Raw genomic sequence first — 12773 nt, forward strand, 5'->3', positions numbered from 1 at the left:
GGAGCAGCTCTTGGAGGTTCGCCACGCGTCGAGCCGGCCTTTGGCGCAATCCTGCGGTGATCGCGAGTTGAGGTCTCGCGCTTGAGCAAGAGATAGATGTCAAGATGGACCACCATCCGTGCTGAGTTGACCTTGATGCTACTCATCCTCCTCCAGGGCAGCTTTCATTTCCAGGAGGGCTTCCTTGAGCGGGCAGATCGTCCTTCACCGCCTTCCAGATAATCTGGCTATCGGCTCGCTGATACTCGTGCCGCAGGATGTTGCCGATGCTCGACTCTCGCTTTGGTTGTTTCGACGATGTCATCGTCCTTGCAGACGACGATCAAATCGAGGCCCACGCGGTTCACCGAACGTGTCGCCTTTCACGGTCACGAAAAGAGGGTGGCTTGCGCAAGAAATTGTCGAGTACGAGAAACAGACCAGCCTTTTCCGAACCATCCTACCAGAAAGCAGAGGTGCAGATTCAACGAACTCCTCTATAGGCTGCGCAGGGCGCGTTCAACCGGTCGAGCGACTTGGGCGGATCGGCCACTCGATCGGACAAGCTCGCGTGAGCGGGCTCGCCTCCGTTTTCTTCTCTCGCTCTGTTTGCGTCTCCGTCGCTGTCGTGCGGTAGATTTGATGAGTCTGGACCCCTGGCAGACTGCGTTTCGTTTACTCGGCCACCAGGGTTGGTACACGCTGCCGCGACCGGCGAAGGACATCGATGGCGAAACAGATACCCGCATTGACCGGCATCCGATTTATCGCCGCAGCAAGCGTGGCATTGTCTCACGGCGGCAGCCTGTTCCTGGAGGGCACCAACCTGACACTCGATATCAGTATCGGGACCCTTGGCCTGCTTGGAATGTCGGTCTTCTTCGTATTGAGTGGTTTTGTTATCCAATACAACTACGGCACCACGATTGCCGACAGTCCGCGGAAAGCGATACCGGACTTCCTGGTGGCGCGCATAGCGCGAATCTATCCACTCTTTGTCGTTCTTTTCCTTGTTGAACTGCTGACCGGACCGATGGCCTGGCGCTGGCTTCTCGGAACGCCGGGACCGGCAGAGGGATTTTCGTGGCACATTGTGCCGTTTCAACTCGCAATGCTCCAAAGCTGGTTCTTCGCAAACGTCGCTGGTGTCGCGCCGATCTGGCAGTATGAGTCGATCGGAACCGTCAGTTGGTCGGTCAGCACCGAATGGTTCTTCTATCTCGCCTTTCCGATCGTTTGCCCGTTACTTTCGCGCATCAGAACCGTGCCTGACGCAATCCTGTGCGCAATCGGGGCGGTCACAATCGAACTGGGAATCGACGTTGCGATATTGACTTTTCAGAACCATATCAATCTGTTTGCGCTTCATACCTATGGGACGGAGACGGCTCTGCCGAATTGGAACAACAGCCCCATCCTTTGGCTCGTTTACTTCTCGCCCTTCTGCAGGGTATGGGAGTTTTTTCTCGGCTGCTCTTTGGCTAAACTTCACGAGCTGTGCCTGGCTCAGAATTTGAGACCATCTCGAGTTCTCCTTGACATCGTCGCAGCGATTGGTGTCGTCGCGGTAACCTCGGTGTTCTGGTTTACTGCTCATAAATCGCCATTTGGCTTGCAACTCACCCTGTTCGATATCGCGCGCTGCAATGTCGCCCTGACGGCGCCGGTTGCGTTGATCCTTGTTGCAGCCGCTCATCCCGTCAGCAGTGCAGGACGGTTGTTGTCGGCAAGATGGCTTGTCTTCCTCGGAGAAGCGAGCTTTGGCCTGTATCTTATTCACTTCATCATCTACAAGCGCTTTCCCGTCGTGCATTGGCAGACGAGCAGCGAACTGTTCGCCCATCTCGGGGCGCTCGCATTGGCTTTCACGCTGGCTGTTTGCGTCGCCGTCCTGCTGCATTTCAGTTTTGAGGTGCCTGCACGAAGGCTGATTCGAGGATGCTTTCAAGACGCCACCGCTCAGCAGCGCAGGTCCGTGATTCGATTGTGCGGTGCAGGCTTTGTCACCCTTGCCGCCGCTGCCGTTGTGTATGCAGTCCAAGGTGCAACCGCATACGCCGTCACACAGCCGGGTATTTCAGTTGTCGCTGGCACTTATGGCGGTAATTGCCGCTGGATGTCAGCGCGCGGCAACGCCACGCACGCGCTTGCCGCCGCCTGTAATGGCAAGAACGAGTGCACATTCCGGACAAGAATGGAGGATATTGGAGATCCGGCTCAAGACTGTGCGAAGGAGTTCACGGCAGCCTGGATCTGCAGGGGTGATCGATCGATCCGCTCTGGCTCGATTCCTGCCGGGGCCGAGCTGGGCTCGGCGCTGCAGATCTCTTGCGACCATTAAGCTCGCGCTTTTCCGCCGGAGCGCTGCGCAGGCCCTTTAGCAGAGGATCGCACGGTCAGACTTTCGCCGCAGATCGTAAACTGGACGGTCGGCGCCGTCCGCCGGCGCCGTTACGAGAATTGGGACGCTGATTGATCTGAAGACATCGATGCGGATAAGTGGCCGCCATGCCGAGCAACCCGCGCTGGTACCCTTTGTCGGGCAGTCGGACATCAATGGTGGCATTGACTGATCCGGGAGCACCGACACCGGTTGAGGCCCCCGACGATGCTGATTGTGAGCCGGTGCCGAACCTTCAACTGCCCCGCGGCTGGGTTGTCTACCTAGCCAGGGCCCATCATCAAGCGCCCGGACTTTGCCGATCTCGGGCCTCGGGCGACAATGGACGCCACAGTCCTCACATCGACGCCCGATCATCGAGATGTTGGATCATGTCTCGTTCCCAGTACGTCGCCATGATCTGTTTTCCAAGGTCAAGAAGCCAGCCGCAATTGCGCTATGTGAACATCGGCTTCGACCACCAGAGCAACCTTTCCGCGCGTAGTATAGGCCGGAGCCGTCACGAGGCGAGCTAACAACCTTGCCGGCCAACTACCAACCTTGGCAATTGATGGAGCAGACCGACGCATGGCAATCCTGCTCCATAAATCGTGAAGGAAGTCGCACCGGAATTGGGCTCAAGAATGAAGAAGGTCTTGCTGGGCGCCGTGGCTTTCATCGCGCTGGCCACTCCCGCCTCCGCCACCGATCTGGAGGTGAGGGCTTCGCTGCACCGCTTGCCATGGCATGCCATCATGCGACAGGAGGCCCATTCGGCGACGAGATGGGCCTTGGTCGTCCGTGAGCTCTCGCGGGAATGGCCTCTGCAGGGACATCGACATTGGTTTGCTCCGTGCCAACGTCCACCGAAATGGCGCGGACGTCGTGACATACTGATCCTGGCATTGGATCAAGCCTTCCGCACAGCAAACAGAGGAACCGATGTCCAGAATTTTGGCTGTTGGGACGGCGCTACCGCCATTCCGACTTTCGCAGAGCGACGCCAAGCAACTGGCGGGGGGCCACTTCGGGTCCAGGGTACAGGCGCTTAAGAGGTATCTCAGCGTATTCGACCACGCGTTAGTCGATCAGCGTTTCCTTTGTGTTGCCCCCGAATGGCTTCTCCGCGAGCATCGGATAAGTGAAACAAATCAAATATATTTGGAGTGGGCAAAGCAGCTCGCGTACGAAGCGACAGTGCGCTGTCTCGACAGCGCCGGCATAAAGCCCGAGCAAGTCGATAGGGTCATATTCATTTCAACGAGCGGGATAGCGACCCCCAGTCTCGATGTGGATCTGATCTTGAAGGCAGGATTACGAACGGATGTAAAACGGACGCCCGTCTTTGGCCTCGGATGCGCGGGGGGCGCATCCGGGGTGAGTTTGGCAGGAGCGATCTGCCGCGCGACGAACGAACGTGTTCTTCTTGTGGCTGTCGAACTGACATCGCTGACATTCCAGCCGAATGATCTCACACCGAAGAACGTTGTCGCTGCGAGCCTCTTTGGTGATGGCGCTGGTGCGGTCCTGATTGGCCCAGCTGAAATCGGTGTCGGCAAATTGGATATCGTGAGAAGTACGAGTTTGCTTTACCCCGAAACGACGTCTTTGATGGGCTGGCATTTTGGCGACACCGGATTTGAAGTCGTCGTCTCAGAGCGTATCCCATCAATGATCAGCGAATTGATGCCCAAGGCGTTGCGGTCGTTGCTAGGGGAGGATGGCATCCATCTTGATCAGGTGAAGAGCTTGATCTTTCATCCAGGCGGCAGGAGAGTCTTGGAGGTTTTTGAGCAGAGCCTGGGTAGACCGTCTAATGAATTCATGTCCAGTTATGAGACCCTTCGACGTCATGGAAATATGTCGAGCGCAACCGTATTGTTCGTTTTAGATCACGTGCTCGCGCATGCGGAGCAGGCGCCAGGATCATACGGAATCCTGGCTGCGTTCGGACCAGGGTTCTCGGCCGAACTGTCGCTGCTGAAATGGGCTGAGGACGAAGGAGCCGGACGGCAGTAGCAGCTCGGCAGCACAAGATATGTTGAGCTCCGGCCAAGATGCCCTTCACTTTGGCCGATAGCGCCGCGATGGCGTTGCAGCAAACGGAGCAACAGCAATCACCGACCAATTGTGAATCAGTCCATCAAGGATGGCGTTTGCCGCAACGGGACATCAGACGGTACGCAGTCGACCGCCCAACGGTCGTGATACCAGCATCCTGTCAAGTCATTGTCGGCGGCCGCTGCTGCGTAAGCGCGTAGGTCACCCCACGTAGCGGATGATGTTCGATTGTCGGAGAATCTCCTGGTGATTTGTCCCAGGAGTTCATGAGAGCGAACATATGTCTGATAGCAAGAATTTCGAAGTTATCACGGCTACAGCTGAGCGGCTTTCGGTCAGTCCTGGGCGGAGCTACCGCACTTGGTCGCGGGAGGAGAAGGAACGGATCGTCGGCGAAACGTTTGCACCGGGAGCGAACGTTTCGGCGATCGCGCGCTCCCACGGGCTCGATCCATCGCAGTTGTTTGCGTGGCGACGCAAGGCGCTGGCCTCGGGGCTGGTTGCGCCGGCGTCTGGGGCGCGAGCGCAAGCGGTCAAGTTCGCGCGGTTTGAAGCCGTGGCGGGCGAAATGGTGGAAATTGTCGTCGGCGATGTTGTGGTGCGCATTGGCGGAGAGGTGGAGGTAGAGCGGCTTGCCGCCGTGATCCGGACGGTTCGGCAGGCATGATCCCGGCGGGTGTTCAGGTTCACGTAGCCAGCACGCCAGTCGACTTCCGCAAGGGAGCGATGGGGCTGATGGCGCTGGTGCGGGATGGTGGCATCGATCCGTTCTCAGGGGCGCTCCACGTCTTCCGCTCGAAACGAGCGGACAAAATCAAGATCGTGTGGTTTGATGGAACTGGGGTTTGCCTTTTTGCCAAGACGCTTGAGGAAACAAAGTTCTGCTGGCCGAGGATTGCGCCGACCCGGGTGCAGCTGAACCATGCGCAATTGCTCGCGCTGATCGACGGGCTGGACGGGACGAAGGTCCGTCCGGTGGTTGTGAAGCGCCCGGAATCGGTGGGCTGACAAGCTGCGGCGAATTGAATCAGGGCGGCTGAAAGGTTTGGGAGATTGGCGGCGACTCTGCTGTGATGGCGGCGATGACGACGCCCGTTGCAGAGCTTCCGACGACCCTTGCCGAAGCCCATGCGCTGATCCTCGCTTTGGCGGAAGAGCGGGCGGTGATCGAGGCCGAAAACAGCCGCATCGCCTCTGAGATTGCAACACTGACGGCAGCCAACGCCGATCTTGCCGCGGTCAATCAGGCGGCCGACGGGCGGATCGTGGAGCTGACGGCGATCGTGAAGATGTTGGAGCGCACGCTTTACGGCACGCGCTCGGAACGCTTGCGTAGCGACACGCCGAGCGATGAGCAGATCGCCTTCGTATTTGACGAGATCGCTACCGGCGTGGCGGCCATTGAAGCCGAACTGGCCAAGGCGGGCGGCCGGGACAAATCGAAACGCGCGCCGCGGCCGCGCAAGGAGTTCGGCGCGCATCTGGAGCGGGTGGAGATCGTTGTCGAGCCCGAGGTGCCCCCTGGGTGTGAAGGGTTGGAGAAAGTCCTGATCGGCGAGGATGTGTCGAGGCGGCTGGACGTGACGCCGGCGAAGTTCCGCGTGATCGTCACGCGCCGCCCGAAATACGCGTATCGCAACCGCGATGGCGTGGCTCAGGCTCCGGCCCCCGCGCATCTGATCGAGAGCGGCCTTCCGACCGAAGCCCTTCTCGCCCAGATCGCAGTGGCCAAATATGCCGACGGGCTACCGCTCTACCGGCAGGAAGCGATCTACGCGCGTGACGGCGTCGATCTCGACCGGTCGTTGATGGCGCAATGGATGGGCAAGGTCGGTTTTGAATTGCAGCCGCTGGCCGACTATGTGCTTGAGAAGATCAAGCAGGGCGAACGGATCTTCGCCGACGAGACGACCCTGCCAACGCTCGCTCCCAGATCCGGCAAGACGCAAAAGGCCTGGCTGTGGGCCTATGCGCGCGACGATCGGCCATTTGGCGGCATCGGTCCACCGATGGTGGCTTATCGCTTTGAGGACAGTCGCGGCGGCGAATGCGTCGAGCGGCATCCGGCGGGCTTTGCCGGCATCCTGCAGGTCGATGGCTATGCCGCCTACAATCGGCTCGTCAGGTCAGCGGGTGCCAATGAGGGCGTGCGACTTGCGGCTTGCTTCGCGCATGTCAGGAGACGATTCTACGAGCTGCACGTCAATGAGAGCTCGCCCCTGGCGACGCAGACTGTCACGACTATGGCGGAGCTGTGGGCGATCGAAGCGGAAATCCGCGGCCTCGATCCTGACACGCGAGTGAAAGCGCGCCAGGAAAAAGTCCGCGGCGATCGTCGCGGCGCTCTTCGATCTGTGGGACAAGGGGCTGCCGCGCCTGTCGGGCAAATCCAAACTCGCCGAGGCGATCCGCTACGCCACATCCAGACGCGCCGCCCTCGAGCGCTTTCTAAGCGACGGCCGTATCGAGATCGACTCCAACACCGTCGAGCGGGCAATCCGGCCGCAAACCATTACAAGAAAAAATGCGCTCTTTGCGGGTAGCCATGGCGGCGGCCGGACCTGGGCGACCATCGCCACGCTTCTGCAGACCGCGAAGATGAACGATGTCGATCCGTACGCCTGGCTCACGCAAACTCTCGAACGGATCGCGCAGGGCTGGCCGATCTCTCAGATCGATGCTCTCATGCCCTGGCACTTCAAAGCATGAACGGCCTCAGCTTCGCGCTTACGCTGCTGCAACACCCATCCGCAGCGCATTCGCGTTCGAGGGGGCCGGCCCTACCACAAATTGGTCGAAAGCCGGCAGATGCGCGTCGAGCCCTGATTGGCCTGCCTTGCAGGCGAGATATTCGAGATGACGCAGGTCATGGGTCCCGGTAGGGAAGGTATTTCGCATTTCAGACGGGCCGTTAGAAGAATATAGATGTCGATACCAGGAGATTCAGGGCATGTCCTGTTTCTACCGCGTGCGTGATGCTTGTCGGGTTATGAATGTATGTCAGACCGACGCTTGCATAGATACCTGGTGCCAGATGCGCGGTATATGTTGCCGAGATCGCCGTAGTGTCGCGATGCGCAAGTTGCTGTTTGGTCAAGGCGGCATCCACTGCAAACTTGCTCCAGACCATGTTGGTGGCAACAAGAGCAATCTGATCAGTCGGCCTGCTATCAAACAGTCCCCTCGCATAAAGGCGAAGCTCGTAATACTGGCTGAGCCTATTCACGTCGGGCGGAGCGCCCATGACCGAGAAACCACCATAGATGCCATGAGATGGTGCACTCCGGGCATCACTTTGCCAGAGCTGTCTGTCGGCAGCGACATAATAGAAATGATTGTCGTTTGCCCTTGGTCGAGCCGGGTCCACGACGTTCCTGTAATGACTATTGTTGAAGCCAAAGCCTGCCCGCAGCCAAGTATCGGGTATGCCAGGAGCAGCTTTGGTCTTGTAGCCAATTTCATCGATGAGAAGAACGCCGGCGTTGGCCGTGCTCCAGTTTAAGCCCGTCGGGTTCTCGGTTATTTCCGCATATTGACCGTCCGGATTGAGCGAGCGTTGGATCGAGACTTTGTCATACAAGCGATCGTCAAAATTGTACTTCAGGTTGACGGCAGGCCTTGGCGCGGCATTGTTGCTCATGCCGGCCTGGTACAGGAGAAAAAGGGTCGCGCCCGTAATCGCTCCGGTCACTGCACCTGCGAACTCATTTTGATTCCTGAGATAACCGAGCTTGAGTTCGAGTTTCCTGTCGAAAAAGGTCTGATAGTAGGCCAGCGTATTGAGTCCCAGTCGATCCGGGCCTGGCCGCTCCCATGTCCAGTATTGCTGCTCGGCGCCCACGACAATCTGGCCATCTGAAATTCCAAAGCGGCTGAGATCGTAGGTTACGGTCACGATATTTGCGCTGTAGAACGTCGGATTCTGGCCCATGTAGAGCTGATTGGCGATGGTGCTTCGAGCCGCATTTGGAAGTTGATTGTCGACAATGGCGTTGAGCGTCCAGCCGGCGTAACCGATCCCGAGGTCGGCTAGCGCGGATCTAACGCCGCCAGTATCCTGATCTATCGTATCAGCGGGACCGGGTATATTGAGCCACATGCCTTTTTCACGAAGGTTCTCGAATTTTGCGAACGGATCGATCTGCTTTTGAGTTCTCTTCAAAGCAACGTCATGCGCGCCGTCGCGCTTTGCGGCAAGCATACTGGTGGTCGGTGCCAGCGCTAAGCTGCCGATTGGACGCGGTGCCTGGTTCAGCTGGCGGCGTCGGGGCGTCGTCGCCGGATTCGACGCCGTTTGAGCTTGTCTTTTGCTAGCTTCATGCAGAATGTCTGTTCCTGGGTTGAGCACGTTGACGCTTTGTGCCAGCGCGGGACTAGGAAGCAGACTTGCTGCCACAGACAATGCGACAACATGCGCTCGCTGTATCGGAGCCGATCGACGCTCGAGTACGGCTGCCGCAGCCGGATACATCAAAATCGATATAGCCACGAACAGGCGATCATGCATCGTGAACTCCGCGTCTGTACTGCTGGTCTTGAATGAATTGCGCTGCGGCTCGACTGGTCGTTGAGCTGCCCGGTGACTGAGGGCAGTCGGGATTTGACAGCACTTGGCCGACCAGCGAGCCGCAGCTCAGCCATCCCCCGAGCTAGATCGCAGGCCGTTACGTCATGGCAGGCAAGGCGAGTACACGATGACGACTCGTTGGCGCGCATGCGGCGCGTTCCGCAGTGCTGGCCCTAAACATATCTCGTCAAAGACCTCTCCTTCGAACATATGCCAGTCGCCCAGAAGGAGGTCCTCGCCCGCCAGGACGGGACTCCAGGACGTGCCGGAGGCATCGTGTCGCCGAACGACCATGGGCCCGGAGACCAAGGACCTTTGACGCATGAGCGCCAGGCGATCGCGTCCGAATGTCCTATATGGCGTTCGAGCGGATCTGAAAGCTGCAGATGAGGAGTGGCAAACCCAACAGGTCCGTTGGTGCGGCCAGATTGATACTGCAATCCCAAGTTTCCTGACCTGTGATCCGTCCGGTATTCGCTGGCCACGATTGCCATGTCCCGGTCATCTCGATCAATTGCCAAGGTTGGCAGTTGACTGGTTCTCAAGGCGTCACCCGAGACCGTCGCGATCCCGCGCTTGGGTCGCGGCACAATGAGGAGATTCGGCAAGGCCGGATCGTCAGTTACAAATCGAGTGTCAGTCACTCCAAAGTGCTGCTGGCTGACACCCGCTCTTATGCGCCGCTGTCTCGGCGAGGCGGCGTTGAACCGCAAAGTTCTGCATCGCGAACGCCGCGCTCTGCCGATCGAGGGCCGGATAGATAGACCCGCAACAAGCTGGTCGAGTCTGCAGTTCAGTCGAGCATCGAAGATCCGTGTCCGGGGGCGGTGAGATTGGCGAGTGATCCACATGATTGGTCTTGCGGGTTATGCCGGCTGCCGCGTTACTGCCGGGTGACCTGGCGTAAACCGGCGAGCAGCTCGTCGAGCAGCCGCGGTGCCCGATCAAGACTTTGCTGGCCATGCCAAGTGACGACGCCAGGCTGAGCTGCCGAACGGCAATCGAGGGAATTTCGGCTGGCGCGCATTCGAGCGCCCAAAAAGACGAAAGATAATCTGTAAGGTTCTTCTCAATGGCGACAAAATGCTGCGGCGGGGTCAATAGTGACGAGAACTATTGCGTCGCGGTGGCGCTATGATGTAGAGGCGCGCGTGCGCAACGGTGTCGCATCGCGCTCCTCATCAAGTGCGCCTCATAGGGCACATAACCCAAAACGATGGGATAACGTTGCCGCTCAAGATGTTGTGGCGGCCGCGGTTCGCTGACCCGCTTCTGGGCGCGTCAACGGAGCCGATCCGGATCGGTGCGTCGGACGAGGGATGATGTAGATGATGGATCAAGCCGTGACGTCGGAGTTGCCGCCGATCTTGCGGAGGTCGTCCAGGCGCCCCCCTGTGTGTTCTGGTGCTCTTAGTTTTCTGCCTCGGGCTGGGCGCTGCGGGAGTTTATTTTGGGGCAAGCATCGAAGAGGTTGGCGAGGTAGCGGCCTCCCGTGAAGCTGTCGCACCGCTGGCCTTGTCTGGCAGGACAAGGCAGCCCTGTCTGAAATTCAATCAGGACAACGCGAGGTCGGCGATGGGATCGCCGAGCTCAAGCTCAGCATCGATGCCCAACGGGCCGACCTAAAGCGAATCGCGGATCAGATCGCAGCCTTGGCTTTACGAATCGATTTGTTGCAGAAACTGACGTCCTCCGCTTCTTCTTCTTCTTCCTCTTTTGTTCCTCGTTCGCCAGACCAAGCCGTTGCGAACCCCGCCAAAAGAATGCCGCGGTCCGCCAAACCACAAGGGCCAGTTTCAGTCGGAGGGGCGCCGTTGACATCGAGCTCAAAGACAGACGAGCCTTGATGCTCTCAAGAGTGCGAACGGCGCAGTCCCGCCCGTGAAAGGCGCGAGAAATACACGTCGGACCGGTAGCTGATGCTGTTTGCCGGCCGAGCATCACGCGGCTTTCTACCATCAGATGCTTCGCGGGGAGCGGCACGCGTGGACTATCCCAAGAGTCATCGTGAGGTTTCTCGCGGCTCGCTTCGCTCAGTCAGCAGAGCGAATAATCAGCCGTGTGAGAGGAAGGTTGCAGCTCCATCGCACGCTTCGCCGGCAATGTTGAGCCGATGCTGTCAGCCGCACCACTGCAGAGGAGCGGTTGATGAATACCGAAGCGCCCGACCGAAGATGGAACGGAGCCGCAGCAGCCGCAATCTTATCCTGTCTGGCCCTGTTAATAGGGTGAGCGGCCGAGATAGGCGTCGAACGCGGAAGCAACCGCGCGAAGTACAAAGCGGTGCTCCTGCTTTACGCGGATGAAACCCTTATCGATGTCCACGACGCCGTCCTCGGCGAGCATCTCCAGGCGTTCAGCCGAATCAAGAAAAGCGGCCGGGTCGAACCCGTGAGCGGCGCAGATGGCCGACACATCGACCTGCAAGTCGCACATCAGCCGCTCGATGATTGCGGCGTGGAGGCGGTCTTCGTCGGTGAGAGTGTAGCCCCTCGATATTGCCAGACGGCCGGCCCTGATGTGCTGGTTGTAGGAACCCGTCGCGATTTCGTTCTGGACGTAGCCATCACCAAGACGGCCGATGGCCGACGGGCCGAAGCCGATCACGGTCTTGCAGGTGTCAGCCGAGTAGCCCAGGGAGTTGCGTCGCAGCCGGCCGGCTTTCTGCGCCAGCGTAAGTTCGTCGTCCGGCAAGGCAAAATGGTCGAGCCCGATTTGACGGTAGCCGGCGGCAACGAGCGTATCGGCCACGGCCGCAGCTTGCTCGGCGCGAGCGGCGTTATCCGGGAGCGCTTCCTCGTCAATCAAGCGCTGTCGCTTCATATAGGACGGAACGTGCGCGTAGCCGAAAACCGCGAGCCGATCGGGGCGCATGGCAATCGCCGTTTTCGCAGACTGGACGCAGGACGGTACGGTCTGATTTGGGAGACCGAAGATCAGGTCGAAATTGATGCGGCGTATACCGTGTCGACGCAGACGTTCGACCGCGGTCGCCGTCTGAGCCTCGCTCTGGACCCGGTTGACCGCCTTTTGAACGATGGGATCGAAGCTTTGCACGCCGATGCTTGCGCGATTGACCCCGGCGGCTCCCAGGGTTTCGGCCATCTCAGCCGTCAACGCGCGCGGATCGATCTCGATTGCGATCGTTGCCATTTTGCTGAACATGAAGCAGCGGCGTAGAAGTTCCAATAGCTCCAGGAACGCCGTTGGCCCGATGCTGGTCGGTGTTCCGCCACCGAAGTGCACGTCACTCACCGGTAACGCCTGCGGCACGTGATCTGCCACCAAACGGATCTCGTCTCGCAGCATTGCCACAAAATCGAGGATCGGCTTATCCCGACACGTAAGCTGTGTCGGAAAGCCGCAGTACCAGCAAATCGATCGGCAGAACGGAACGTGGAGATAGAGCGATACAGGATCGTCACCAGGAAGACGCCTCAACCATCTCTCACAGGCGCCGGCGCTGACTGCCGCTGAGAACTCCGACACAGTTGGATAAATCGTGTACCAGGGCAGCCGAGCATCGCAGTATTTATCCAGGATTGAAGTCTGCAATGGTTTGCTGTCCCAGAGTTCTGTTGCCATTAACCTGTTCGCTGCGCGCGAACCTGTCTTTGCGCTATGTCAATCGGTCCGCCCTCGTTGCAAAGCCTGCGTTCCGTGATCTCCTTGCGAAGCGCGCGGCTTAGCGGCGGATCGCCGGTGAGGTGGCGTGAGACTAAATTTATCGATGATCAGCCTACATGCCGTGCCTACCTGCTAACCACCAACTCGACCCTGGTGTGA

At 58.9% G+C, this 12773-nt stretch carries 7 protein-coding genes and 1 pseudogene; 5 read left to right on the plus strand and 3 right to left on the minus strand.

Annotated elements, in window-relative coordinates:
- Window positions 1-142: 142 nt before the first annotated feature.
- The gene (locus tag P6U30_RS11465; RefSeq protein ID WP_407169211.1) at window positions 143-304 is read right to left on the minus strand and encodes a HepT-like ribonuclease domain-containing protein; all 162 of its coding nucleotides are present in this window, start codon (window positions 302-304) and stop codon (window positions 143-145) included.
- A gap of 402 nt (window positions 305-706) precedes the next feature.
- Here P6U30_RS11465 and P6U30_RS11470 point away from each other — a divergent pair, with 402 nt between their 5' ends.
- The 5 genes and pseudogenes from P6U30_RS11470 to tnpC all read left to right on the plus strand — a co-directional run bounded on the left by P6U30_RS11470 (window position 707) and on the right by tnpC (window position 7129).
- Window positions 707-2320 (plus strand): acyltransferase family protein, encoded by a 1614-nt coding sequence (locus tag P6U30_RS11470; RefSeq protein WP_407169212.1) that lies wholly within the window; start codon window positions 707-709, stop codon window positions 2318-2320.
- A gap of 981 nt (window positions 2321-3301) precedes the next feature.
- Window positions 3302-4378, plus strand: a complete 1077-nt coding sequence (locus P6U30_RS11475) for a type III polyketide synthase (protein ID WP_407169213.1) — start codon at window positions 3302-3304, stop codon at window positions 4376-4378.
- 322 nt (window positions 4379-4700) lie between these two features.
- The gene (locus P6U30_RS11480; protein WP_407151217.1) at window positions 4701-5087 is read left to right on the plus strand and encodes a transposase; all 387 of its coding nucleotides are present in this window, start codon (window positions 4701-4703) and stop codon (window positions 5085-5087) included.
- Window positions 5084-5428: an IS66 family insertion sequence element accessory protein TnpB gene (tnpB, locus tag P6U30_RS11485; protein WP_407169214.1), complete on the plus strand. Its 345-nt coding sequence runs from the start codon at window positions 5084-5086 to the stop codon at window positions 5426-5428. The genes P6U30_RS11480 and tnpB overlap by 4 nt, the downstream gene beginning before the upstream one ends.
- 74 nt (window positions 5429-5502) lie before the next feature.
- A pseudogene (gene tnpC / locus P6U30_RS11490) lies at window positions 5503-7129 on the plus strand (IS66 family transposase).
- Window positions 7130-7331: 202 nt separating this feature from the next.
- Here the strand turns inward: tnpC and P6U30_RS11495 are convergent.
- Together P6U30_RS11495 and hemN are read right to left on the minus strand one after the other, a co-directional pair.
- Window positions 7332-8927, minus strand: coding sequence for a carbohydrate porin (locus P6U30_RS11495; protein ID WP_407169215.1), 1596 nt, complete (start codon window positions 8925-8927; stop codon window positions 7332-7334).
- Between the two features lie 2280 nt (window positions 8928-11207).
- Window positions 11208-12542 carry an oxygen-independent coproporphyrinogen III oxidase gene (hemN, locus tag P6U30_RS11500; protein ID WP_407170433.1) on the minus strand — a complete coding sequence of 445 codons (1335 nt, stop codon included), beginning with the start codon at window positions 12540-12542 and terminating at the stop codon, window positions 11208-11210.
- Window positions 12543-12773 lie beyond the last annotated feature (231 nt).

Source organism: Bradyrhizobium sp. ORS 111, from assembly GCF_045571485.1.
In the GTDB taxonomy this organism is placed as follows: Bacteria; Pseudomonadota; Alphaproteobacteria; order Rhizobiales; family Xanthobacteraceae; genus Bradyrhizobium.